The sequence below is a fragment of the Stenotrophomonas sp. 2201_Sma genome, assembly GCF_056486685.1.
In genome coordinates this window covers 3,256,548-3,278,332 of record NZ_CM151329.1, presented here as the reverse complement: position 1 = coordinate 3,278,332, position 21,785 = coordinate 3,256,548, and the positions used below count along the sequence as shown (strand labels likewise).

Here is a 21,785-nt window from a genome sequence, read left to right as displayed (position 1 = left end):
GCATACCTCTTGCCGCCGGATGGATCGCATGAGTGGACCGGGTTTCAGCAGCACTGCCCCCTTCGAGACCCATGTGGTGCTCAATCAGCCGCCACCGTTCGCCGGGCGCCAGCTGTGGACCGATGACGCAGCGTTGATGGAGGCGGTGCATCGCGAAGGCGCCGCAGCCTTCGTCCCGCGCCTGGCGCAGTACGGTGCGCTGGCCGGTGACGAGCTGTACCGGCTCGGATTCGATGCCAACCGCGACCGCCCGCGCCTGCGCACCCACGACGCGCAGGGGCATCGCATCGATACGGTGGAGTTCCATCCGGCCTACCACCAGCTGATGACCGCCGCGAAGGCGCATGGCGTGGCCGGCCTGTCCTGGCATGAGCCGCAGCCGGGTGCGCATGTTGCACGCGCGGCGCTGAGCTATCTGCACCACCAGGCCGAGGCCGGTACCAGTTGCCCGTTGACGATGACCCATGCGGCGGTAGCGGTGCTGCGGTCGCAGCCGAACCTGGCCGAATGGGCGCGCAAGGCCGCCGCACCGGTGTACGACCCGCGCGACGTACCGGTGGCCGACAAGGCCGGCATCACCCTGGGCATGGGCATGACCGAGAAGCAGGGGGGCTCGGATGTGCGCGCCAACACTACGCGAGCAGAGCCCATCGACGGCGAGCGCTATCGGCTGGTCGGCCACAAGTGGTTCTTCTCGGCACCCATGTGCGATGGCTTCCTCGTGCTGGCGCAGGCACCGGGCGGACTGACCTGCCTGCTGATGCCGCGCCGGCTTGCCGATGGCGACCGCAATGCATTCCGCCTGGTGCGGCTGAAGGACAAACTGGGCGATTGGGCCAACGCATCCAGCGAGGTCGAGTTCTGCGGCGCGCAGGCGTGGCGGGTGGGCGAAGAGGGGCGTGGCGTGGCCACCATCATCGGCATGGTGATGATGACCCGCCTGGACTGCATGCTGGGTGCCGCAGCGGAAATGCGCATGGCGCTGGCGCAGGCGCTGCACCATGCCCGCTACCGCCGCACCTTCGGCCGGTTGCTGGTGGAGCATCCGTTGATGGCCAACGTGCTGGCCGACCTCGCACTGGAATCGGAAGCGGCGACAGTGCTGTCCATGCGCATCGCACGCGCGGTGGATCATGCACCCGTCGATGCCGGCGAGGCGGCGCTGGCCAGGCTGGGCACGGCGCTGGGCAAATACTGGGTGTGCAAGCGGGCGGCGACCTTCGTCAACGAGGCGCAGGAATGCCTGGGCGGCGCGGGCTATGTGGAGGAATCAATGCTGCCGCGCCTGTACCGGCAGGCGCCGCTGAACTCGATCTGGGAAGGCAGTGGCAACATCCAGTGCCTGGATGTGCTGCGGGCACTGGCCCGCGAACCGGAGACGCTGGCCGCACTGCAAGGCGAGCTGTCGGCGGTGGCTGATCGCGATGCGCGCTATGCCGCTGCGCTGCAGCGCTGGGTAACGGCCCCGGCACCGGAAGAGTCGCAGGCGCGGATGTTCTGCGAGCGCACCGCATTGCTGCTGCAGGCGGCGCTGCTGCTGCGTGCACGCAGTCCGCTGGCGGATGCGTTCATCCGCAGCCGGCTCGACGGTGAACATGGATGGGTGTTCGGGACGCTGCCGGCCGGGTTGGACCTGCCGGAAATCTTGGCGCGCGCGCTGCCGTAGCGCGGAATTCTGCAGAGCGCCGCAGCGTGGCTGCGGCGCTCTGCAGTACCGGACGCGGCTCAGTGCTTGGCTTCTTCCTTGGCCGCGTTCGCCTTCGCGTCATTTGCGACATCACGCGCCTTGTCGGCGACCTTCTGTGCGGCGTCTGCGGTCGCATCGCTGGCGTGTGCAGCGGCGTCGGTGGCGGCAACCTTGGCCTGGTCAGCAGCATTGGCGGTAGCGTCGGCCGCCTTGTCCAGCGCCTGCTGGGTATCGGCAGCCGCCTGCTCAGATGCAGCTGCCGTCTTGTCGGCGGCCTCGCGGGTAGCTGCGGCGGCCTGGTCGACTGCGTCACGGGCGGCGGCGCCTGCGCTGTCGGCAGCCTGCCGCGCATCCTGGCGGGCCTGTTCGGCTTCCGGGCCCTTGCAGGCGGCCAGGCCGATCAGCAGCGAAGCGGCCAGCAGGGACAGGGTCAGCGAGCGGATCTTCATGGCGATCTCCGGTAGTGCACTGCGGCAATGGATGGGGACGCCAGCCTATTCACGCCCTTGTGAAGGCGGGGTCGCGGAACGCGATGCAAAGAAAAAGCCGCTGGCGAACCAGCGGCTTTTCCAGAACAGCGTGAAGAAAGAAGTTATTACTTCTTGGCTTCTTCAGCAGCGTCCTTGGCCTGCTCGGCGGTGCCTTCGGCAGCCTTGGCAGCGTCCTTGGCCTGTTCAGCAGCAGCGTCGGTAGCGGCGCCAGCAGCCTGGGCAGCGGCGTCAGCCGAAGCGTCAGCAGCGGTGGCGGCGGTGTCGGCGGCCTGCTGGGCAGCGTCGGCGGTCTGGGCGCCAGCAGCGGCGGCCTGATCGGCAGCAGCCTGGGCTTCGGTGGCGGCTTCGTTGGCCGAAGCAGCGGCGTCCTGGGCAGCTTCCTGCTTCGAGCAGGCGGCCAGGGCCAGAGCCAGGGACATCGCGACCAGCAGCTTGTTGATGCTCATTGTGTGAATCCTCGTCGTTAGATTAGGCAACGCGCAACTGCGCGCCGACAACATGATGACAAGCCACGTTTGGCTGTCAAGCGATCCCGCATTCATTTTTGCGAAATCGCAGTTAAACCTTTTTAAATCAATTCGATGGCAATTGCGGTCGCCTCGCCACCACCGATGCACAGGGTGGCAATGCCGCGCTTGCCACCGCGCGTGCGCAGGGCGTTGACCAGGGTCACCACCAGGCGTGCCCCGGATGCGCCGATCGGATGCCCCAATGCGCAGGCCCCACCATTCACGTTGAGCTTGTCGTGGGGAATGCCCAGTTCGTGCATCGGGGCCATCGCCACCACGGCGAAGGCTTCGTTGATTTCGAACAGATCCACCTGGTCCAACGACCAGCCGGTCTTCTGCAGCAATGCGTGGATGGCGCCGATCGGTGCGGTGGTGAACCACTCCGGCTCCTGCGAATGCGTGGCGTGGCCGACGATGCGTGCCAGCGGGGTGATGCCGCGGGCCTTGGCGTCTTCCTCGGTCAGCAGCACCACGGCGGCGGCGCCGTCGGAAATGCTGGACGAGCTGGCAGCGGTCACGCTGCCGTCCTTCTTGAATGCCGGGCGCAGGGTCGGAATCTTGGCGATGTCCGAGCGGCCGGGCTGTTCGTCGGTGTCGACCTCGACCTCACCCTTGCGGGTGGCCACCTTCACCGCGACGATCTCGTCGGCAAACGCACCGTTGGCCTGCGCGGCCTGCGCGCGCTTGACCGATTCGATGGCGAAGGCGTCCTGCTCCTCGCGGCTGAACTGGTACTTGTCCACGGCGCATTCGGCGAATTCACCCATGGCCTTGCCGTCGTAGGCGTTGACCAGGCCATCGTGGGCCATGTGGTCCACCGCCTGGAAGTTGCCGAAACGGTTGCCGGTGCGCGAGTTGGGCAGCAGGTGCGGCGCGTTGGACATCGACTCCATGCCGCCGGCAACCACGACCTTGGCCGAACCGGCCTTGATCAGGTCATGCCCGAGCATGATGGTCTTCATGCCCGAGCCGCACACCTTGTTGAGGGTGCTGGCACCGACGGACAGCGGGATGCCGGCGGCGATCGCGGCCTGGCGGGCGGGCGCCTGGCCGAGGTTGGCCGGCAGCACGCAGCCCATCAGGACTTCGGAAACGTCGCTGGCCGGGACACCGGACTGCTCCAGCGCTGCGGCGATGGCGGCCGCGCCGAGGGTCGGGGTCGGCACACCGTTGAACTGGCCGAGGAAGGAGCCGATGGCGGTGCGTTTGGCGGCGGCGATGACGATGTTGGACATGGCAATCTCGTTGATGCGTAAGCAATGTTCGGAAAGGAGACCGGGGGCGTTGGATGCGCTCCGGTTTCCCGGCAGACTGCGTGGGGGTCGGCCCAAGTATAGAGGGTCGGGGATGGCTGCCGCTGGATGGCGCCGCATGCCCGCCGGGATGAAGGCGGGCCAACGTTCATGGGATGGAATCGATGGAACGCACGACGATGGCACGGTCGGTCCTGGCAGCGGCGCTGGCGATGGCGCTGACGGCGTGTGGGGGCGGAGGTGGCGGTGGCAACGTGCGCGTTGACCCGCCGCCCACCACGCCGCCGCCCGCACCACCGCCGCCGACCACGCCGCCCCCGCCCAAACCGCTGGAGCCGGCCTTCGATGCGCACCTGTCGGTCACCCAGGCGCGCGCCGCGCAGGCCACGGGTGCCACCGGCAGAGGTGTGCGCATCGGCATCGTCGATTCGGGCGTGCAGCGCACGGCCGCCGCGCTGAACGGGCGGGTACTGGCCAACCTCACCTACATCGACCCTGCCCGCAACAATCTGGGGGTGGACGATGTGGTCGGCCATGGCACTGCCGTTGCCAGCCTGGCCGCGGGCGCAGCGGTCGGGCGCTGGCCCGGCGGCATCGCTCCCGGTGCGCAGATCGTGTCGGCGCGGATCATCTCCGACAAGCCGCCGGCAGACGACGGCAGCGGCCAGGGCAATTCCTTCAGCGGCACCCTCGGCGTGGCCCAGGTGCACCGCGACCTGATCAGCTACAACGTCAAGGTGATGAACAATTCCTGGGGCGGGCTGTACTGGACCGACCTGCCCACCACCGCCCAGGTCGCCGGCGAGTACCGGCCTTTCGTCATCAATCACGGCGGGCTGGTGGTGTTCGCCGCGGGCAACGACGCGCGCAGCGAGCCCAGCAGCCTGGCGGCGTTGCCGGGCCAGGCGGGCGTGGCAGGCTCGCGCCCGGCTGCGGATCTGGAGCGCGGCTGGCTGGTGGCCACGGCCGTCGATCCCTACGCGCCGGACACGCTGGCCGGTTACGCCAATGCCTGCGGCCAGGCGGCGCGCTACTGTCTGGCGGCGCCCGGCAGCGCGGTCTATCCGGATGACGCGGGCACCAGCTACTTCTGGAACTACGGCACGTCCTTCGCCGCACCTCTGGTGTCGGGCGCGGCCGCGCTGGTCTGGGAGCGGTATCCGTACTTCGACAACAACCTGGTACGGCAGACCCTGCTCGGCACGGCCAAGGACATCGGCGCCCCCGGCGTGGACCCGGTGTTCGGCTACGGCCTGCTCGACATCGGCAGGGCCATCAACGGGCCGGGACGTTTCGACTGGGGCGACGTGATTGCCAATGTCGACGCAGCATCCACCGGTTCGGTCTGGAGCAACGACATCGTCGGCAGTGGCGGCCTGGTCAAGCAGGGCGCCGGCGTGCTGGCGTTGACCGGCAACAGCAGCTACAGCGGTGCCACCCGCATCGAAGGCGGTGTGCTGTCGCTGCGCGACGGCGGCGTGATCCGTTCCAGCGTGAGCATCCTGCCGCAGGCCGATCCATCATCCAGCGGCCTGCAGTTCAATGGCGGCACGCCCCGCGTGGTCGGCAATGTGACCAACGGCAGCAGCGTGTTCCTGACCACTGCCAACACCACGGCGACCATCGAAGGCAACTACGTGCAGCAGGCCGGCGCTCAGCTGATGATCGCGCTGGGGGCCAACGCGCTGCAGGTCACTGGCAGCGCCCGTCTGGACGGTGGCGTGCACGTCCACGGATTCGTCGATGGCTACGTGCCGCAGGACGGTACCCGGCAGGATCTGATCCACGCCGCAGCCGGCCTGACCGGCACCTTCAGCACCGCGGCCACATCCAGTGGCCTGCAGGGGCTGGCCCTGCTGCAGACCAGCTATGGCTATGACAGCAACAACGCATGGTTGAACCTGACCCGGATCAGTGTCACCGCCGCTGCGCGTGGGCTCGATGCCGGTGTGCAGACAACTGCGGCGCGGCTGGAAGGCGCGTTCGTCGAACTGGACGGCAACCACGCGTTGCAGGATTCACCATTCGGTGGCGCAGCGGCCGGCCTGCAGCGCAGCACGGGCCTGGCGGCCACGCTGGAGAGCCTGTCCGGCAAGGCCCACACGCGTGCCGAGGCGGCGACCTTCGACAGCATCGACATGTCGCGACGCGCGGTGGCCGCCCGTTTCGATCGCGTGCAGGCTCTGCCTGCACTGCGCGGTGCCTGGCAGAGCACGTTGGGCGAGGCAGGGCAGGGCAGTTTCGCTGGCAGCGCCACCGACAGCCGGGGCTGGATGGCCGGTCAGGACGTGCCGCTGGGCAGCCATGGCCTGCTGGGCATGGCGTTCGGTGAAACACGCAGCAACGGTGGCAGTGCCTTCAACGGTGACCGCGGGCAGGACCGCCAGGCGCAGGCACAGCTGTATGCCGGCTGGAGCGTTGGGCGCGGTTATGCACTGGCGCAGTTCGGCACAGGGCGGTTCACCCGCGAACTGGACCGGCAGCTGCTGCTGGGTGCAGGTGCCTACGGCGTTTCCGCGCGCTACGGCGGTCGATTCAGCAGCGCCAGTGTCGAAAGCGGCTATCGCTTCGGCACCGTCGGCGCGTCGTTGACACCGTATGTCGGTGCCAGTGCCACGCGGGTGGATACCGCGGCGTTCAACGAGCGCGGCGGCTTCGGTTTAGGCCTGCGGGGTGAAGCCAATCGTACGCAGCGCAGCCAACTGCTGGCGGGGCTGCGCGGCGAGCGCGGCTGGGGACGCTGGACGCTGCGCGGGCACGCCGAATGGCAGCAGCGCCTTCAGGGCGGCGCCGGGGAGTGGCAGGCCAGCTTCGTCGGTGTCGACGCGTGGGCACCGTTGCCCGGTGCCGACTCACCGCGTGGCAGCGCCCTGCTCGGGCTTGCGCTGGAGTCGTGGTGGGGGCGGAGTGGCCGTCTGAGCCTGGGCATCGATCAGCGTGTCGGCGGTGATGACGCACGGCAAGCGGCACTGCGTTACAGCGCCGGGTTCTGATCCATCATCGGGTTGCCGGCGCCCGGAGGGGCGCCGTGCCGAGGCCCGGCAGGGGCGGTCAACCGCCGCGCAGATTGCCCAGGCGCGGGGTGCTGCGGCCCAGCGGCATCTTCAGCTTGCCGATCGACAGGATGCGGCTCTCGGCGATTCGGTCGGCCGCACGTTGCGGCGCGATGTTCTCGCGCTGCGACAGTTCAAAGATGCGTGTCAGGTTGTGGTAGATGCTGCGGATCAGGCGCATCGCGCGCTCGCGGTTGTAGCCATCGATCTCCAGCGACACGTTCATCACGCCACCGGCATTGACCGCGTAATCGGGTGCGTACAGGATGCCGCGCGCGTGCAGTTCATCGCCGATTTCCAGGCTGGACAGCTGGTTGTTGGCGGTGCCACAGATGATCTTGGCCTTGATCCGCGGCAGGGTGTCGGCATTGATCGAGCCTTCCAGCGCGCACGGCGCGAAGACGTCGGCATTCACTTCGTGGATCTCGTCCGGCTTCACTGCTTCGGCGCCGAAATCGCTGACTGCGCGATCGACCAGGGCCGCGTCCAGGTCGGTGACATACAGCTTCGCGCCGCGGTCGCGCAGCAGCTTGACCAGTTCCATGCCGATGTGGCCCAGGCCCTGCACTGCGATGCTGGTCTTGCCCACTTCCTCGTGGCCGAACTTGAAACGCATCGACGCCATCAACGCCTGCAGCGCGCCGTAGGCGGTGAACGGTGCGGGATCTCCGGAGCCGCCATGCACCTGGTGGACGCCGGTCACGAACTGGCTTTCCAGGTAGATGTTCTCCATGTCGTTGACGTCGGTACCGACGTCTTCGGCGGTGATGTAGCGGCCACCCAGCGAATCGACATAGCGACCGAAGGCGCGGAACAGGACTTCGGTCTTGTCCGCTTTCGGATCGCCGATGATCACCGCCTTGCCGCCACCGACATTGAGGCCGGCCAGCGCATTCTTGTAGGTCATCGTCCGGCTCAGCCGCAGCACGTCGGCCAGCGCTTCGTCGGTGCTGGCATAGGGACGCATGCGCACGCCGCCCAGGGCCGGGCCCAGGGTGGTGTTGTGGATGGCGATGATCGCCTTCAGGCCGGCGTCATGGCTGTGGCAGAACACCACCTGTTCGTGGCCGGTGGTGGCGAGGGTTTCGAATAGCATGGCGTCTCCGATGGTGCGAACGGCGGCGAACTGCAGCGAACGACCAGTGAACGGTAGGGTCCCAAAACAAAAAAAGCGACGTCGTCGGTGCAGGGGGACGGGTCGCGCGGCGCCATTCTAGTCCATTCCCCGAGTGTCTGCCGTCGACGTCGACGGGCACTGCGGGTTAAAGAAGATGAAAGCGCGGCCGATGCTGCGTCGATGGCCAGTGGCCGGATCGTGTGAAGAGACAGAGACGGGCCATGGCGAGCGCAGTACAACATCGACAGGATCACGGCCGGTGACGCTGGCCTGGGCACGCAGGGTACGCGGCTGGCTTGCGTCGCTGACCGGCGCGGCGCCGTCGCGTCTGTCGGCGGGGCCGCGTCAGGCGGTGGCCGCTGCGGCTGCCCGCCTGCAGGGAGACCCAGTGCCCCCGGGAGAGATCGCCGCGCAGCTGCAGCGTGGCCTGCACGCGCTGGCGCTGTACCCGCGACTGGCGGGCGAGCCCGGCCCTGTCGATGCCGCCAGCGCCGGACTGGCACAGGCGGTGGCGGACGCGCTGCAGGATCGCGACTGGGCGACGCGGCAGCTGCCGCGCCGGCCGCAGCTGCTGCCGCAGCTGATCCAGACCGTCAACGATGATGCCGCCTCGGCACGGGTGATGGCGGCGATCATCGGCCAGGATCCGGTACTCACGGGCAACCTGCTACGCATCGCCAACAGTCCCGCGTACAAGGTGCACGAACGCCCGGTCGAGAGCCTGCAGCGGGCGGTGACCCTGGTCGGCACGGAAGGCGTGCGGCAGATCATCAGTGCGGTGCTGGTGCAGCCGGTGATGCAGGTTCAGTGCGAGCGGTTCCCGCAGTTCAGCACGATCACCTGGGAGCACGCCCTGCTGGCATCGCGTGCTGCTGCCGACCACGCACGCAGCGTGAACTCCGGCGATGCCTTCGCCGCGCAGTGGCTGGGCCTGGTGCAGGGACTCGGTGCGGCGCTGGTGATGCGCCAGCTGCTGCAGGAAGCCCAGGCGCGCGGCGAGGACGTGCAGCCGGCCCTGGCCCTGCAGCTGCTGCAGCAGTGGTCGTTGCCGCTGGCACAGCGGGTGGCCGCCGCCTGGGAGCTGCCCGACCCGGTACACCAGACCCTGGCGGCCGACGCCTCGGGCCCTCTTTCCGACAGCCTGCGGCTGGGCAGCGCAGCGGCGGCGGCGAGCCTGCTGTGCCGGCATGGCCACGCCACCCAGGGCCGCATGCTGGCCCTGCTGGAGCAGCTGCCGTCGGCTCCGCCCCATGCGCTTCGCTGGATCTGGCGGCGCCTGCATGGTCGCAGCGTGGAAACACTGGACGACGCCCCGCATGAAGGCGAGGCCAGGGCACACTGAGCGCTACAGCTGCGATTCCACCGGCAGCCAGCTGATGATCCGCGACAGCCAGCGCTGGCGCCGCGTAGCACCTGGCTCGTCCTCCACCCAGCGCGGCGGAGGCTCACGCTCCAGCCAGCGCAGCCGATCGCGGTTGTCCACTGCCAGCCACCAGCTGTGCCTGGCGTCGGCCAGGCGCAGGTACTCGTCGCGCAGCTGCGCGCCCAGCACGGGGTCGTCGAACAGCACCCCCATTTCGGTGTTGAGATAGGCCGAGCGCGGGTCGAGGTTGAAGGAACCGACAAAGCCACGGCGGTCGTCCACCAGGAAGGCCTTGGTGTGCAGGCTGGCCCCGCTGCTGCCGAACAGGCCTGCATCGCCCGCCTGGCCCTGTGCCTTCAGCTCATACAGGTGCACGCCGGCGTTCAGCAGGGGCACGCGGTAGCCCATGTAGCCGCCGTGCACGGCCGCAACGTCGTTGGCGGCAAGGGAGTTGGTCACTATGCCCACGTGCACGCCGCGCGACGCCATTGCCGAGAGCCCGTCCAGGCCCTCGTTGCCCGGCACGAAGTAGGGCGAAATCAACAAGGCCTTGCTGCGCGCGGACTCCAGTTCACCGATCAGCCCGGTAACGAGCCAGCTGCCGCGGTCGTCGTTGCGGTGTTTCATCGGCGGATCCGAGACGATGCGCACGGTGCTGCTCCAGTGCAGCGGCTCGGGGCTGGGACGCTGCCGATGGCGTGATTCGGCCACGCGCACAAGATAGGGCCGGGCAGCATCGCGCTGCGCTTCATGGTCGGACTCACGCACCAGAAGGCGAAGCTGCGCGTCGGTATGGAAGGCCAGCGCGGAGACCGGAATCGCCGCCGGGCTGTTCCAGTAGTCGTCGAATATCCGGTTCGCCTGTGCAACGGCAGGGCCGGCGACCAGCAGGTCCAGGTCCTGGAAGTTCACATCCGTGCGCGCGCTGAAATACTCCTCGCCGATGTTGCGGCCACCGACGATGGCGACACGGCCATCGGCGATCCAGCTCTTGTTGTGCATGCGGTGGTTCACGCTGAAGAAGCGCTGCACCATCTCCACCATGCGCAGGATGCCGCTGCGGTTGCGGAACGGATTGTAGAGCCGGATCTCGATGTTCGGATGCCGGTCCAGCGCCATCATCAGCGCGTCCTTGTCCTTGGCATTCATGTCGTCGAGCAGGATGCGCACGCGCACCCCGCGCTCGGCGGCGTCATGCAGCGCTCTGGCCATCAGGTGACCGATCAGGTCGTCGTGCCAGATGTAGTACTGCAGGTCCAGACTGCGCCCGGCCTGCGCGGTGATCATCGCGCGCGCCGCGAATGCATCCATGCCATCGCCGAGGAAGGCCACGCCGGATTGCCCGGGGTGCGCCTCCTGCAGCGGCACGACCTGCTGGTCGATGCGGGTCTGCGCCGGTTGCAGCGGCAGTACGTGCGACGGCTCACCGTGCGCCTGTGGCGTCAGGTGGTCGGCCAGCAGCAGTCCGGACAGGACCAGCAGCAGGAGGATGGCGAAGATGATCGCAACGACGCGCAACAGGCGTCGCCACACAGGCGCAGGCGGGCTCATGGCCCCATGCTAGTGGATCGGCGTGCCGCGCGGCGGCGGGCGTCAGAACCGTTCGTCGCTGCCCACGTAGCGCCACTGTCCCGGCGGCAGCGGGCCCAGTGCCACCCGGCCGATGCGCAGGCGGCGCAGGGCGGTGACCTGCAGGCCAGCGGCAGCCACCGCGGTCTTCAGGCCCTTGGCCGTCAGCCCCTTGCCGGCGAAGCGCAGCCGCTGCTCGCTCTGCCAGCTCACCTTGGCCCCGCCCGACTCCTGCTGCAGCCGGGCCAGCAGCCAGGGGCCCCGTTCCGGCCCGCCTTCTGCCACTTCGACCAGATACTCCTGTTCGGTGCGGCCGAGATTGCGCTGCAGGTGGGCCAGCGTGGCCGGGTCCTGGCTGACCACGACCAGGCCGCTGTCTGCCGCGGGCAGGGACGCAGCCAGCTGCAACCCGTGGAAATGGCGCTGCAGTGGCCGGATGCCGCTGGCGTCCAGAGCGCTGTGGCTGTTGCTGCTGACCAGCGCACACAGGGTTTCGGCGGCAGCACCAGCCGGCTTGTGCAGCAGCATGCCCACGCGCTCGGCCTTGCTGTCATTGGCCTGTTCATCGACCACGATCACCGCAGTGTCATCGACCGGGCGCTGTGGCTGTTCGACCACCTCGCCATCGACCGTGACCCAGCCACCTTCAATGTAGCGCCGCGCTTCGCCGCGCGGGATGCCGAGCAGGGCGGACAAGCGTTTGTCGAGGCGTATCGGTTCCATGGGCGGGCAGGTCGGGCGGGGGCCGCGCAGTGTAGCCCCTGCGCGCGGTCAGCGCTGGCTGCGGTTGGCCAGCTCGGTCAGGTACAGGCGGGTGTCGAATTCCAGCTGCAGGTAATCGGGCTCCATGTGCTGGCAGAGCTGGTAGAAGGCCTTGTTGTGGTCGGCTTCCTTCAGATGCGCCAGCTCGTGCACCACGATCATGCGCAGGAAGGCGGCCGGCGCCTGCCGGAACACCGTGGCGATGCGGATCTCACGGCTGGCCTTGAGGCGGCCGCCATGCACGCGGGAAATGGCGGTATGCGTGCCCAATGCATGCTTGATCACTTCCAGCGTGTTGTCGTAGCAGACCTTGTTGAGCGGTACCGACTTGCGCAGGTAGCGGTCTTTCAGCTCCTGGGTGTAGTCGTAGAGCTGGCGGTCGCTGCGCACCTCATGGGGCTCGGGATAGCGCTGCTGCAGCCACGGGCCGAGCCGGCCCTGCGCCAGCAGTTCGCTGACCTGGGCGACCAGGGGTTCGGGATAACCGGTGAGGTACTTCAGGACTGCCATGCAGGGGCGGCGGGGCGTCGGTAGAATGGGGGCATCCAAGATTACACGCGGTACGCACCGACCATGGCAAAGCCCAACGCGCTGCAGGAACAATTGCTCAAGGCCGGCCTGGCCAAGAAGTCGCAGGCCAGCGCCGCCGCACGCGAACAGGCCAAGGCGCGCCAGGGCAAGGCTGAATCGACGTCGGCCGAGGTCCAGCGTGAGGCTGAACGCGCCCGCGCCGAGAAGATCGAGCGTGATCGTGCCCTGGCCGCCGAGCGCAACGCACAGGCCAGGCTGGCCGAGCAGAAGGCGCAGGCAAAGCAGATCATCGCTGCCCATGCCGTGCCGCATAAGGGCGAGGACGAGTATCGCTTCAGCGATGGCAGCACGATCCGCACCCTGCTGATCGACCCCAAGCTGCGCAAGGCGCTGTCGGTGGGCGTGCTGGTCATCGTCGCCCAGGGCGAGGGTTACGCGTTGCTGCCCCGTGCTGCGGCGGAAAAGGTGCGCGAGCGCGCGCCGGAAGCCATCGTGGTCGACCACGGGCAGCCGGGCTCGACGGAGGAGATCTCCACCGGCAACGCCGAAGATGATGCCTACTACGCGCAGTTCCAGATTCCTGACGATCTGGTCTGGTAAGCCGCTGCCGCAGGCGTCCCCACGGGCAGACAGGTAGCTGAAGCACGGGCCGGGCGGGGCACTGCCCGGCCTTTTCCGTGGGTGTATCGTCCCCATATCAGGCCACACACCTGTGGAGCACGGACATGGCTACCGGTTGGGCGGGAGACGGCGCGGTCCAGGACCAGATCGACGCGACGGTAGACGATGCGATTGCCCGCGCGCGGCGCCAGCTGCGCCAGGGCCCGGGTCTGGAGCACTGCGAGGAATGCGACGCACCGATTCCGTTGGCGCGGCGCAACGCCGTGCCCGGCGTGCGGCTGTGCGTGGCCTGCCAGCAGGCGCACGATGAGGAAGAGCAGGCGCACAGCAGCTACAACCGTCGCGGCAGCAAAGACAGCCAGCTGCGTTGATGTGGGCGGCTCAGCCGTCGCCCTGGATGCCGCCCGGCGCCTGTGCCGGATCGCGCCAGCGGCGTACGGTGCGCTGGAAGAACAGGTTGTTCGGCAGCTGCAGCACCGTGCCTTCGTGGCCTTCGCCGGTCTCCTGCAACGTGGTGTAGATCAGGTTCACATCGATCACCCGGCCCTTCAGTCCGGGCTTCTCGCCGTTCTCCAGCACCTCGATGTAATCATGCAGGCGGAACGGGCGGGTAGTGAAGATCAGCAGCGTGCAGAAGATGTTGGAGAGCACGCTCCAGGCCGCGAAGAAGGCCACCGCACCGACGGCTGCAAAGCCCGTGAATGCCGTCCACAGCACTGCCGGTGAGGCCCCCAGCAGGCTCAGGATGTACAGCAGTGCACTGAAATAGACCACGAAACTGGTGATGCGGCGCGCGCCCATCACCATTTCCGGCGGCAGGGTGTAGTGATCGGCGAATCGGCGGATCAGGCGGCGCGCCAGCAGCCGCAGCAGCCAGGCGGCCAGCAGGACGAGCGCGATCTGCAGGGCGATGCCCATGTTGTGCAGCCAGGGATGGGTCCAGGCCGGCAGGTGATCCTTCAGCGACAACATCATGGGGCGACAGCAGGTAGCGGTGGTGGTCGCCGATGTTACCCGGCACGTGCCGGCGATTCGACCATCGGCCTCCACGCCAGGCACACCAGCTCCTGGCGCTGCTGCTGCAGGCAGGCCCGGCCGCGCTCGGGGTGGAGCTGCAGCGACAGGCCAAGCACCTGCAGCGCGACGCAGGCAGCGACGGCCAGCAGGGCGGCACACGATGGGCTGGACATGGCGAGCTCCCGGACGGTATTTCATGAAGGACCCTCCATGGATGCAGCGGCCGCCGAAAAGGTTGCATCGTGCCTGGCAGGAATCGGATCTAAACCTTCTGCGGGACTGGCGCATCCAAGGACTATGCTCGACACCACCATGCCCGCACCGCCTGCTGCCTCCGACGCCGTCGACGAACCCGCCCTGGTACGGGCGGCAGCCGGTGGCGATACAGCGGCCTACGAACTGCTGTATCGACGCCATGCGCCACGGGTGTTCGCCGTGCTGTGGAGGCTGTGTGGCGGCCAGCAGGCACGTGCGGAGGATGCGCTGCAGGAAGCGTTCCTGCAGGCGTGGAAGGCACTGCCCGGGTTCCGCTTCGAAAGCAGCCTGTCGACCTGGCTGCATCGTCTCGGGGTCAACGCCGCGCTGATGGAACTGCGCGGCCGGGCGGGAGGACACGATCACGACAGCCTGGATGACGTGGACGGTGGTGTACCGGAGCTGGCCGTGCATGACCGCTGCGCCGGCACCGAGCGCGACCTGGAACGTGCGCTGGCGACGCTGCCCCCGCGGGCGCGGGCGGTGCTGGTGCTGCACGACATTGAAGGCTGGAAACACCAGGAAATCGCCGAGCAGCTGCAGATGGCTGTCGGCAGTTCCAAGGCACAGTTGCATCGTGCGCGTGGCTTGCTGCGTGCACGGCTGGGAGACATGACATGACGATGAACGACCCCGACTACGACCACGACCACGACCACGACCTGCTCGCGCGCCTGCGCGCCTTGCCCCGCGAGCGCAGCGTTCCGGAGGACGGCTGGGCGCGGCTGTCGGCCAGCCTGCCACCGCGCGGGTCCGCCCCCGGACCGCTCCCGGCAGCAGGCACGGTGGTGGCGATGACGCCGCGTCCGCGACGGCGCTGGTGGCTGCCGGTGGGCGCGGCGCTGGCCGCCAGCCTGGCGGTCTACGCGGTGGCACCGTGGTGGCAGCCGCCGCAGGCCACGCCGGCGCCTTCCGGGCTGCAGCTGCAGGCCGCAGCGATGACCGAGCAGTACCAGCAGGCGGTGGCCTCCCTGCCGCAGGGCGGGGCAGCGGAGTGGCAACCGGCCCTGCACGAACTCGACCGCAGCGCGGAGCAGATCCGCGCGGCGATGGCGCAGGATCCACGTGCGCCGCACCTGCTTGGACAGCTCAAGCGCACCTATGCGCTGCGGCTGGAACTGACCCGGCAGGCGGCGCAGGCCGCCGCCGGACTGACAACCTGAGGAGACCCATGATGCGACCCCTTCTTTTCTGCTGCGCCGCGCTGCTGCTGGTACCGGCTGTGGCACTGGCCGACACGCGTGTCGACGAACGCCATGCACTCGCCACCGGTGGCCGGATTGAACTGAGCAACGTGGCCGGCAAGGTCACCGTGCGCGGCTGGGACCGCAACGAGGTCCAGCTCACCGGCAGCCTCAGCGAAGGCCTGCAACTGCGTCAGGAGAAGAGTGCCAACCGCGTGCGGTGGGAGGTGGAATATCCACGCCGCAGCAACAATGGCGGGGCCACCCTGGTGCTGAACGTGCCGCGCTCGGCGGAACTGCTGCTCAGCACCGTCAGTGCGAGCCAGGACATCAGTGGCATCGATGTGCGTCGGCTGCAGGCCGATACGGTCAGCGGCAGCCTGTCCGCGGCAGGCCGCAGCGGCGACACCAAGCTCAACACGGTCAGCGGCAGCGTCACTGCCCGCCTGCAGACGCCGCGGCTGGACGTGAACACCGTCAGCGGCCGCATTGACGCGGGGGGAGGCGTGTCCGGCGACATCGGTGCGCAGACCGTGTCCGGACGCGTGGATGTCGATGCGGGGCGCATCCAGCGCTTGGCGGTGGAGACGGTGTCAGGCAGCATCGAACTGGCCGCTGCCGGTCTGGCGCCAGGGGGGCGCATCAACGTCGAATCGGTGAGCGCATCGGTCAATCTGCGGTTGCCGCGGACCATATCGGCGCAGCTGTCGGTGAACAGCTTCAGCGGCTCGATCAACAGTGATGCCGGCACGGTGGAGCGGCCGCGTTATGGGCCGGGCAGCAATCTCGACACGCGGCTGGGGGGCGGTGACGGCGATATCCGCATCCAGTCGCATTCGGGCAGCGTGCGGGTCCGACTGGACCGCTGAGCATCGACCGGCAGGCCGCGGCGGCAGCGCCGCCGCGGTCAGGGAGGGTCAGCTGGCTTTCTTCAGCGCCCAGGTCGTACCCAGCACTTCGATCTTGCCACCGGCCTTGCGGAACGCGGCCAGGTCAGACGCGATCGAGTCGCTGCTGACCACAGTACTGGCGGCTGCACCCTTGCGTTCGCTACGGATGCTGTTGTTAGCCTTCGCGGGGGTCTTTGCCTTGCGGGGCATGGTTGCTCCTGTCAGGTGGAAGGGGAGGAAAGCGCACAGGCATCGGCCTGGCGCAGGTAATCCTGCCGCTCGCGGCGGCAGTCATCGCCGCCCATCGAAAACTGGCGGCAGATCGCCGGGCGCTGCGAATAGATCGTGCAGCGCAGGTGATAGGGATCGATCGCCGCGCACCAGCCTTCCTCGTTGCGCGCCATCACGGCCCGGCCGTGGGCGTCGCGCGCGAGGAACTGGCCGGGCACGTGGTCGCCGGGCTGCAGCAGTACCGGCAGCCGGCAACAGACCGCGTCACAACGGCGGCAGTCGATGGGTGCAGGTGCGGCGTCAGGTTGTAAGGCCACAGGGGCCTGGCGGGTGCCCAAAGCGGGTCTCGATGGCGGCTCGGGTGATGCGCGGCCATGAACGAGCCAGGAAGGCACGGCCGCAAGACCCGCGTGGCGGGCCGCGCTGCACCCGGAACACACACCGGCAGGGCCGATGGAAGGTACAGCTGTGGATCAAGCCTACCGAGGGTAGCAAACCCTGCGTAACGTTTTGTTAATCCCGGCTGGCTGCGGCCAGCGCCAGGCCTTGTACCACCCCGAGTGAAGGCTCCCCGTGGACCATCCGGGCACCCGGAAACGCCTCCGCCACGGCCTGGCGCAGGTAGCCCGCACGGGACATGCCACCGGTCAGGAACACCGCGTCCGGGTCGCCGCCGATGTCGCTGCGCACCTGGGCGAGCAGCGTGCGGATCTGTTCCAGGTAGCCATGGGCCGCACTGGCCAGGCCCTCGGCACTGCTGTCGGCGTGCAGGTCGCGGCCGATGTAGTCCAGCGTGCTGCGGTGCGTGGCAGAACTGCTCAGGGCGATCTTGGCGCGCTCGACATCACGGTACAGGCGCGCGGTGTTGCCGGTGTCCTGCAGTGCCTGCAGGCGCGGGCCCCAGGGTGCGTCGACCGCATCGTAGTTGTGCTGGCGGAAGTCGCGCTGGCGGGTCATGTCCTGCACGGTGGCGGCTTCCACGTAGTGGTGGGCGGGCACGCGGGTGATGCCACGACCGAACAGCGGCATGTAGCTGGACAGGCTCAGGGCCAGGTCGATGTCGGTGCCGCCACGGGCGATGCCCCAGGCACGGTGGATATGCGGGGGCACTGGTCCCCCCACTTCGGCATGGGCGATGTCGGTCGTGCCACCGCCGATGTCGACGATCACGGCCCGGTGCCGTGTCGCGCTTCCGGCGTGATAGTGCATCGCCGCTGCGGCAGGTTCTTCCAGGAAATCGATGCGGTCGAAGCCGGCCTGCGCCGCCGCCTCGCGCAGGATGTCCAGCGCCTGCGCGTTGCCGGCCTCGCCGATCGAGCTGCGGAACTGCACGGGGCGGCCGAGCAGGGCGGTGCGCAGCGGCTGGCCGAGCTGCGCGCTGGCGGTCAGGCGGATGTGCTCAAGGATATGCGCGGCAATGCCGGTGATGGTCTGCTTCGCGCGCGGGTGCAGGTTGTAGCCGAGCATCGACTTGGGGCTCTGCACGAGGTTGCCTTCATGCTCCTCGAAATAGGCTTCCAGCGCGTCATCGCCGTAGATCGCGTTCTGCAGCAGGTCGCTGGCGCTGCGCGCTTCGCGGGCACGGGCTTCCATCCATTCGCGGCGCAGTGCGCGCAATGCTTCGCGGCGCAGTGCCTGCGGCGGGCGCTCCTGGCCGGCAGCGCGGGCGGCACGCGCCGCGCTGTCGATCATCTGCTCCAGCGCATGCTGTTGGCTGGCATCGGGCTGGAAGTCGTCCGGATCGGGTACCACGCCTGGGAAATAGACGCTGGTGCGGAACTGTTCGGCATCGCCGAAGCGGATCGGCAACAGGCGGCCCTCGTGCACGATGGCGGCGGCAGAATTGCTGGTACCGAAGTCGATGCCGAGGCGCATGCGGAATTCCAGGGACGGACAAGGGCCGCGCACTCTGCTGCAGTTTGCGGTCCGCTGCAAGCGCCTGCCGGCCATCTCGGGCGGGCAGGGGGAGCGGCCGCGGGAGAACGGGTGAAAAGAGCGGGCGGTTACAATGGCGGCCGTTGATTCATTTTGAGGTACTTGCAATGTCGTCCGTTCCCGCCTGTCCGCAGTGCACCCTGGAGAACACCTATGCCGATGGCGCGCTGTGGATCTGCGCCGATTGCGGCTTCGAATGGACCGCCGAGGAGGGCGCGGGGCAGGCGCTGGTCGTGCGTGACAGCAACGGCAACACCCTGCAGGCCGGCGACACCGTGACCGTGATCAAGGACCTGAAGGTCAAGGGCTCCTCGATTCCGCTCAAGCAGGGCACGGTGATCCGCAACATCCGGCTGGTCGAGGACGATGCGGAGCACATCGAAGGCAACTCGGACAAGATCAAGGGGCTGGTGCTGAAAACCTGCTTCCTCAAGAAGGCCTGACGGGCCCTCAGCGCCTGGCCTGCTGCTGCGCCCGCCAGCGGGCCAGGCTGTCCAGCTTGGCCTGGTAGCGGGCCTGCTGCGGCGCCCCGCCGAGTTCCTGGGCCCGTGTCAGTTCCTTGTCGGCGCGGGCCAGCTGGCCGGCGAGGAAGTACACCCTCGCCAGGCCGAAATGGAACTGGTGTGCGGCATCGTACAAACGCACCGCCCGGCGGTAGCAGCGGATGGCCTCGGCCAGGTCGCCCGCGCGTTCGGCGCGGGCCCCGAGCATGTACTGGGCAAACGGATCCTCGCGCTGCACGGCGCGCAGGCGGCGCTCCAGCTGCTGCGCTGCTGCCACCAGGCCCAACCGCCGGTAAAGCGCACTGGCGTTGTTCAGTGCCGCATCCTGACGGCCGTCCAGGCGCAATGCCATTTCCAGCGCACGACGTGCGCCGGCGGTGTCTCCCTTCCGGTTGTCCAGCACGCCCAGGTTGTTCCAGGCCGGTGCGAATCGCGCGTCCTGCGCGACCGCTGCATCGAAGAACACCCGGGCACCATCCAGATCGTCGCTGGCCATGCGTTCGGCGCCACGGTTGTTGTAGAAGTGCGCCAACGCACGGGCACGGTCGATCGGCTGCGGGCCGTGGCGGTCGTACAGCACGTTGCGGTCCAGATCGACCGTGCCGAAGCGGCCGCCGACGTCGACCCCGGCATTGACGTGGCCGACGCTGTAGACCACGCCCTGGTCCTGCTCCTGATACCAGGACACCACGCTGCCGACTTCCTGCACCCGGGCCTGGATGCCGGCCTCGCGTGCCAGCGACACGAACAGCAGCGTGAATGCCAGGCAGTTGGCGCGGCGGTACTGCCAGACTTCGCCGACGGTATAGGTCGCGTCGGCGTCGTACTGCAGATCCAGTCCTTGCCGATCAAAGATCATCTCCACCAGGGCCTGCAGGCGCTGGTCGCGCGAGTGGCTGCGCGCGATCACCTGTCGGGTCAGCATCGCGCGCAGCGCCGGCGGAATCGCCAGCACTTCGTCTGCGGTCGGCACGCTCGCTGGGGCGGGGCGGTACTGAGCGGCCGGTGCGGCGGCAGGACCGTCCAGGGCGACAGCGGCCGGCGCCGCCAGCGCGAGCAGGGCGAGCAGCAGGAATCGGGTGGCAGGACGTTGCATGGCAATTCCCGGCAGCGGCGGGCGCATCCGCCTGCCGCCGAGTGTAGTCCTGCCCGTGCGCCCGTGCATCGACCGTCGGTCGGCGGCGCGGTCATCCACAGGCGATGTGGACCAGCGCTCGGCAAAGCTGTGGACAACTGTGCTCCGCCCTTGCCGGACGGCGGCTGTGAGTGCGTGGTGAATTATTGTCCAGCTTGCTGGCCGGGGCGTCTGGCAGGATCATGCCGGCATGGATTTCGCCCCGATCCCGCTCGATCCGGCGCAGTGGCAGGCGTTGCAGGACCGATATGCCACGCCGCCACGCGCGTACCATCACTTCGGCCACGTGCGCGCGGTGCTGCAGCACTGCCAGGACGTTGCCGATGGACCGGGTTGGCGGCAGCCCGCCGAGGTCTTTCTGGCCGCGCTTTACCACGATGCGGTCTACGAGGCGGGACGCAAGGACAACGAGGCACGCTCGGCGGCACTGGCCGTGCAGGCCATCGCGCAGGAGCCTGCGCTGGCGGGCATCGACGCCGCCCGCGTCGAGCAGCTGATCCTGCTGACTGCCCGTCATGGCGAACTCGGTCCTGCGGATGTCGACGCCGAAGCGGCGCTGTTCCTGGATTGCGACATGGCGATCCTGGGTGCGCCTGCACCGGTGTTCGATGCCTACGATCGTGGTGTGGCCGAGGAGTACCAGGGGGTGGTCCCCGGTTTCCTGTACCGCGCCGGCCGCCGCCGCTTCCTGCAGGGGCTGCTGCGCGCACCGCGGATCTTCCTCAGCGACTTCTTCCACCAGCGCCTGGATGCCGCGGCACGCGCGAACCTGCGCCGCCGGCTGGACACCTGAGCGGGGCAGTTACACTGGCGGCCTGCATCTGCAAGGTAGCGCCGCCCACCGTGTCCGTTCCCGATCCTGATCCCCGGCCGACCGCACCGGAAGAACCTGGTCCCAACGAGTGCTGCGGCAGCGGCTGCCCGCTGTGCGTACTCGATCTGTATGCCGAAGAGCTGCAGCGTTACCGCAAGGCGTTGGCCGAATGGAAGGCTCGCCACCCGGAGGCCACGCCATGACCGGAGCGCGTCCGGCTGCGCTGCTGGCTCTGGTGGCGCTCCTGTTGTTCGTGGCGACGGCCCTGTGGACGCAGTTCGCGCGCGCTGATCTGGATTGGATGCGCGCGACCCTGAGCCTGTACCTGCACGGTCCCTGGGGTCTGGCGCTGCGCGCCGCCTACTGCCTGCTGGCGGTGGCGATCGCCGCGCTCGGCATCGCGCTCTATCGTCACAGCGTGGGGCCCCGCCGCAGCGCGGCCGCGCCGCTGCTGTTCACCGTGTCCGCCCTGGGCCTGGCGACGGTCGCCATCGGCGACAGCTGGCTGCCGCAGGCGACGCCGCTGCTGGCGCCGCTGGTGCATGGCGTGGCTGCCAACACGGCCTTCCTGTGTGCCAGCGTCGGCATGCTGCTGCAGGCGTGGTACCTGCGTCGCGAGCCGGGCTGGCAGCGCAGTGCTGCCCTGCTGTGGGGCTGGGCCTGGCTGGCCTTCGCGTTGCTGTGGCTGCATGTGCTCTGGCGTGACGGGCCGCCGCGCGGGCTGGGGCAGAAGCTGGTGATCGCCGTGATCGTCGGCTGGCTGCTCTGGCTGGCCGTCACCCTGTACCGGCGCGGTCTGGCGCGCACACGCGCCTGAACCCTGGCCGCGGGCCCGGCGAACGGCCGTGACCGGTACGTGTCGTGC

25 protein-coding genes are annotated in these 21,785 nt (G+C 68.6%); 12 read left to right on the top strand and 13 right to left on the bottom strand.

The genetic code is table 11. From position 1 onward, the window contains the following. Positions 1–28: 28 nt before the first annotated feature. Positions 29–1,666: an acyl-CoA dehydrogenase family protein gene (locus tag ACZLIF_RS15275; RefSeq protein WP_128990743.1), complete on the top strand. Its 1,638-nt coding sequence runs from the start codon at positions 29–31 to the stop codon at positions 1,664–1,666. Positions 1,667–1,725: 59 nt separating this feature from the next. Here the strand turns inward: ACZLIF_RS15275 and ACZLIF_RS15270 are convergent, their stop codons facing one another. From ACZLIF_RS15270 to ACZLIF_RS15260, 3 genes are all read right to left on the bottom strand, one after another. Beyond that, complete coding sequence (locus ACZLIF_RS15270; RefSeq protein WP_053519548.1) at positions 1,726–2,136, bottom strand: hypothetical protein; 411 nt, start codon at positions 2,134–2,136, stop codon at positions 1,726–1,728. Between the two features lie 146 nt (positions 2,137–2,282). Further along, the gene (locus ACZLIF_RS15265; RefSeq protein WP_053519549.1) at positions 2,283–2,624 is read right to left on the bottom strand and encodes a hypothetical protein; all 342 of its coding nucleotides are present in this window, start codon (positions 2,622–2,624) and stop codon (positions 2,283–2,285) included. A gap of 122 nt (positions 2,625–2,746) precedes the next feature. Then, a complete protein-coding gene (locus ACZLIF_RS15260; protein ID WP_128990745.1) occupies positions 2,747–3,922 on the bottom strand; it encodes a thiolase family protein in 1,176 nt (391 codons plus the stop codon). Positions 3,923–4,104: 182 nt separating this feature from the next. On the opposite strand from ACZLIF_RS15260, the gene ACZLIF_RS15255 reads away from it, so the two are divergent. Next, on the top strand, positions 4,105–6,933 hold the full coding sequence (locus tag ACZLIF_RS15255; protein WP_478462085.1) for a S8 family serine peptidase: 2,829 nt from the start codon (positions 4,105–4,107) through the stop codon (positions 6,931–6,933). Between the two features lie 58 nt (positions 6,934–6,991). Here ACZLIF_RS15255 and ACZLIF_RS15250 read toward each other — a convergent pair whose 3' ends face one another. Then, entirely contained in the window at positions 6,992–8,089 is a 1,098-nt protein-coding gene (locus ACZLIF_RS15250) for a Glu/Leu/Phe/Val dehydrogenase dimerization domain-containing protein (RefSeq protein ID WP_053519551.1), read from the bottom strand. 280 nt (positions 8,090–8,369) lie between these two features. Here ACZLIF_RS15250 and ACZLIF_RS15245 point away from each other — a divergent pair, with 280 nt between their 5' ends. Further along, positions 8,370–9,452, top strand: a complete 1,083-nt coding sequence (locus ACZLIF_RS15245) for an HDOD domain-containing protein (protein ID WP_065181815.1) — start codon at positions 8,370–8,372, stop codon at positions 9,450–9,452. A gap of 3 nt (positions 9,453–9,455) precedes the next feature. Here ACZLIF_RS15245 and ACZLIF_RS15240 read toward each other — a convergent pair whose 3' ends face one another. From ACZLIF_RS15240 to ACZLIF_RS15230, 3 genes are read right to left on the bottom strand one after another with little or no spacing between them, the layout of a single operon-like run. After that, positions 9,456–11,024 (bottom strand): phospholipase D family protein, encoded by a 1,569-nt coding sequence (locus tag ACZLIF_RS15240; protein ID WP_128990323.1) that lies wholly within the window; start codon positions 11,022–11,024, stop codon positions 9,456–9,458. 42 nt (positions 11,025–11,066) lie between these two features. Continuing rightward, positions 11,067–11,765, bottom strand: a complete 699-nt coding sequence (locus ACZLIF_RS15235; RefSeq protein WP_065181817.1) for an RNA pseudouridine synthase — start codon at positions 11,763–11,765, stop codon at positions 11,067–11,069. A 48-nt stretch (positions 11,766–11,813) separates the two neighbouring features. Continuing rightward, positions 11,814–12,314: a M48 metallopeptidase family protein gene (locus ACZLIF_RS15230; RefSeq protein ID WP_128990321.1), complete on the bottom strand. Its 501-nt coding sequence runs from the start codon at positions 12,312–12,314 to the stop codon at positions 11,814–11,816. A 63-nt stretch (positions 12,315–12,377) separates the two neighbouring features. Between ACZLIF_RS15230 and ACZLIF_RS15225 the strand changes: the two genes are divergently transcribed. Together ACZLIF_RS15225 and ACZLIF_RS15220 are read left to right on the top strand one after the other, a co-directional pair. Continuing rightward, positions 12,378–12,935: a DUF2058 domain-containing protein gene (locus ACZLIF_RS15225; protein ID WP_053519556.1), complete on the top strand. Its 558-nt coding sequence runs from the start codon at positions 12,378–12,380 to the stop codon at positions 12,933–12,935. A 125-nt stretch (positions 12,936–13,060) separates the two neighbouring features. After that, positions 13,061–13,327, top strand: a complete 267-nt coding sequence (locus ACZLIF_RS15220; protein ID WP_053519557.1) for a DksA/TraR family C4-type zinc finger protein — start codon at positions 13,061–13,063, stop codon at positions 13,325–13,327. A 10-nt stretch (positions 13,328–13,337) separates the two neighbouring features. Here the strand turns inward: ACZLIF_RS15220 and ACZLIF_RS15215 are convergent, their stop codons facing one another. Further along, positions 13,338–13,931 (bottom strand): mechanosensitive ion channel family protein, encoded by a 594-nt coding sequence (locus tag ACZLIF_RS15215; RefSeq protein ID WP_080375333.1) that lies wholly within the window; start codon positions 13,929–13,931, stop codon positions 13,338–13,340. A gap of 35 nt (positions 13,932–13,966) precedes the next feature. Further along, positions 13,967–14,146 (bottom strand): hypothetical protein, encoded by a 180-nt coding sequence (locus ACZLIF_RS15210; protein WP_053519558.1) that lies wholly within the window; start codon positions 14,144–14,146, stop codon positions 13,967–13,969. Positions 14,147–14,270: 124 nt separating this feature from the next. Between ACZLIF_RS15210 and ACZLIF_RS15205 the strand changes: the two genes are divergently transcribed. The 3 genes from ACZLIF_RS15205 to ACZLIF_RS15195 are packed head-to-tail and all read left to right on the top strand — an operon-like array spanning position 14,271 to position 16,281. Continuing rightward, complete coding sequence (locus ACZLIF_RS15205) at positions 14,271–14,849, top strand: RNA polymerase sigma factor (RefSeq protein ID WP_065174854.1); 579 nt, start codon at positions 14,271–14,273, stop codon at positions 14,847–14,849. 2 nt (positions 14,850–14,851) lie between these two features. Continuing rightward, the gene (locus ACZLIF_RS15200; RefSeq protein WP_478462646.1) at positions 14,852–15,391 is read left to right on the top strand and encodes a hypothetical protein; all 540 of its coding nucleotides are present in this window, start codon (positions 14,852–14,854) and stop codon (positions 15,389–15,391) included. Positions 15,392–15,399: 8 nt separating this feature from the next. After that, on the top strand, positions 15,400–16,281 hold the full coding sequence (locus tag ACZLIF_RS15195) for a DUF4097 family beta strand repeat-containing protein (RefSeq protein ID WP_128990319.1): 882 nt from the start codon (positions 15,400–15,402) through the stop codon (positions 16,279–16,281). Between the two features lie 48 nt (positions 16,282–16,329). On the opposite strand, the gene ACZLIF_RS15190 is transcribed toward ACZLIF_RS15195, so the two are convergent. The 3 genes from ACZLIF_RS15190 to ACZLIF_RS15180 form a co-directional block, all read right to left on the bottom strand. Next, positions 16,330–16,512 carry a hypothetical protein gene (locus ACZLIF_RS15190; RefSeq protein ID WP_053519936.1) on the bottom strand — a complete coding sequence of 61 codons (183 nt, stop codon included), beginning with the start codon at positions 16,510–16,512 and terminating at the stop codon, positions 16,330–16,332. An 11-nt stretch (positions 16,513–16,523) separates the two neighbouring features. Beyond that, positions 16,524–16,781 carry a YkgJ family cysteine cluster protein gene (locus ACZLIF_RS15185; RefSeq protein ID WP_053519949.1) on the bottom strand — a complete coding sequence of 86 codons (258 nt, stop codon included), beginning with the start codon at positions 16,779–16,781 and terminating at the stop codon, positions 16,524–16,526. A 265-nt stretch (positions 16,782–17,046) separates the two neighbouring features. Continuing rightward, positions 17,047–18,408 (bottom strand): Hsp70 family protein, encoded by a 1,362-nt coding sequence (locus ACZLIF_RS15180; RefSeq protein WP_128990317.1) that lies wholly within the window; start codon positions 18,406–18,408, stop codon positions 17,047–17,049. Between the two features lie 167 nt (positions 18,409–18,575). Between ACZLIF_RS15180 and ACZLIF_RS15175 the strand changes: the two genes are divergently transcribed. Continuing rightward, positions 18,576–18,911: a zinc ribbon domain-containing protein YjdM gene (locus tag ACZLIF_RS15175; protein ID WP_053519938.1), complete on the top strand. Its 336-nt coding sequence runs from the start codon at positions 18,576–18,578 to the stop codon at positions 18,909–18,911. A gap of 7 nt (positions 18,912–18,918) precedes the next feature. On the opposite strand, the gene ACZLIF_RS15170 is transcribed toward ACZLIF_RS15175, so the two are convergent. Further along, the gene (locus tag ACZLIF_RS15170; RefSeq protein WP_065181978.1) at positions 18,919–20,067 is read right to left on the bottom strand and encodes a tetratricopeptide repeat protein; all 1,149 of its coding nucleotides are present in this window, start codon (positions 20,065–20,067) and stop codon (positions 18,919–18,921) included. A 229-nt stretch (positions 20,068–20,296) separates the two neighbouring features. Here ACZLIF_RS15170 and ACZLIF_RS15165 point away from each other — a divergent pair, with 229 nt between their 5' ends. Genes ACZLIF_RS15165 through ACZLIF_RS15155 form a run of 3 tightly spaced genes read left to right on the top strand, consistent with a single transcriptional unit; the run spans position 20,297 to position 21,737 of the window. Further along, the gene (locus ACZLIF_RS15165; RefSeq protein ID WP_053519939.1) at positions 20,297–20,899 is read left to right on the top strand and encodes an HD domain-containing protein; all 603 of its coding nucleotides are present in this window, start codon (positions 20,297–20,299) and stop codon (positions 20,897–20,899) included. Between the two features lie 50 nt (positions 20,900–20,949). Next, positions 20,950–21,123 (top strand): oxidoreductase-like domain-containing protein, encoded by a 174-nt coding sequence (locus tag ACZLIF_RS15160; protein WP_065174857.1) that lies wholly within the window; start codon positions 20,950–20,952, stop codon positions 21,121–21,123. Beyond that, complete coding sequence (locus tag ACZLIF_RS15155; protein ID WP_053519940.1) at positions 21,120–21,737, top strand: DUF998 domain-containing protein; 618 nt, start codon at positions 21,120–21,122, stop codon at positions 21,735–21,737. The genes ACZLIF_RS15160 and ACZLIF_RS15155 overlap by 4 nt, the downstream gene beginning before the upstream one ends. Positions 21,738–21,785: the final 48 nt, after the last annotated feature.

Excerpts from the sequence above, each read along its gene's own strand:
- ACZLIF_RS15275 (WP_128990743.1), top strand. The coding sequence starts at position 29 with ATGAGTGGACCGGGTTTCAGCAGCACTGCCCCCTTCGAGACCCATGTG.
- ACZLIF_RS15270 (WP_053519548.1), bottom strand. The coding sequence starts at position 2,136 with ATGAAGATCCGCTCGCTGACCCTGTCCCTGCTGGCCGCTTCGCTGCTG.
- ACZLIF_RS15265 (WP_053519549.1), bottom strand. The coding sequence starts at position 2,624 with ATGAGCATCAACAAGCTGCTGGTCGCGATGTCCCTGGCTCTGGCCCTG.
- ACZLIF_RS15260 (WP_128990745.1), bottom strand. The coding sequence starts at position 3,922 with ATGTCCAACATCGTCATCGCCGCCGCCAAACGCACCGCCATCGGCTCC.
- ACZLIF_RS15255 (WP_478462085.1), top strand. The coding sequence starts at position 4,105 with ATGGAACGCACGACGATGGCACGGTCGGTCCTGGCAGCGGCGCTGGCG.
- ACZLIF_RS15250 (WP_053519551.1), bottom strand. The coding sequence starts at position 8,089 with ATGCTATTCGAAACCCTCGCCACCACCGGCCACGAACAGGTGGTGTTC.
- ACZLIF_RS15240 (WP_128990323.1), bottom strand. The coding sequence starts at position 11,024 with ATGAGCCCGCCTGCGCCTGTGTGGCGACGCCTGTTGCGCGTCGTTGCG.
- ACZLIF_RS15235 (WP_065181817.1), bottom strand. The coding sequence starts at position 11,765 with ATGGAACCGATACGCCTCGACAAACGCTTGTCCGCCCTGCTCGGCATC.
- ACZLIF_RS15230 (WP_128990321.1), bottom strand. The coding sequence starts at position 12,314 with ATGGCAGTCCTGAAGTACCTCACCGGTTATCCCGAACCCCTGGTCGCC.
- ACZLIF_RS15225 (WP_053519556.1), top strand. The coding sequence starts at position 12,378 with ATGGCAAAGCCCAACGCGCTGCAGGAACAATTGCTCAAGGCCGGCCTG.
- ACZLIF_RS15220 (WP_053519557.1), top strand. The coding sequence starts at position 13,061 with ATGGCTACCGGTTGGGCGGGAGACGGCGCGGTCCAGGACCAGATCGAC.
- ACZLIF_RS15215 (WP_080375333.1), bottom strand. The coding sequence starts at position 13,931 with ATGATGTTGTCGCTGAAGGATCACCTGCCGGCCTGGACCCATCCCTGG.
- ACZLIF_RS15210 (WP_053519558.1), bottom strand. The coding sequence starts at position 14,146 with ATGTCCAGCCCATCGTGTGCCGCCCTGCTGGCCGTCGCTGCCTGCGTC.
- ACZLIF_RS15205 (WP_065174854.1), top strand. The coding sequence starts at position 14,271 with ATGCTCGACACCACCATGCCCGCACCGCCTGCTGCCTCCGACGCCGTC.
- ACZLIF_RS15200 (WP_478462646.1), top strand. The coding sequence starts at position 14,852 with ATGAACGACCCCGACTACGACCACGACCACGACCACGACCTGCTCGCG.
- ACZLIF_RS15195 (WP_128990319.1), top strand. The coding sequence starts at position 15,400 with ATGATGCGACCCCTTCTTTTCTGCTGCGCCGCGCTGCTGCTGGTACCG.
- ACZLIF_RS15190 (WP_053519936.1), bottom strand. The coding sequence starts at position 16,512 with ATGCCCCGCAAGGCAAAGACCCCCGCGAAGGCTAACAACAGCATCCGT.
- ACZLIF_RS15180 (WP_128990317.1), bottom strand. The coding sequence starts at position 18,408 with ATGCGCCTCGGCATCGACTTCGGTACCAGCAATTCTGCCGCCGCCATC.
- ACZLIF_RS15175 (WP_053519938.1), top strand. The coding sequence starts at position 18,576 with ATGTCGTCCGTTCCCGCCTGTCCGCAGTGCACCCTGGAGAACACCTAT.
- ACZLIF_RS15170 (WP_065181978.1), bottom strand. The coding sequence starts at position 20,067 with ATGCAACGTCCTGCCACCCGATTCCTGCTGCTCGCCCTGCTCGCGCTG.
- ACZLIF_RS15165 (WP_053519939.1), top strand. The coding sequence starts at position 20,297 with ATGGATTTCGCCCCGATCCCGCTCGATCCGGCGCAGTGGCAGGCGTTG.
- ACZLIF_RS15155 (WP_053519940.1), top strand. The coding sequence starts at position 21,120 with ATGACCGGAGCGCGTCCGGCTGCGCTGCTGGCTCTGGTGGCGCTCCTG.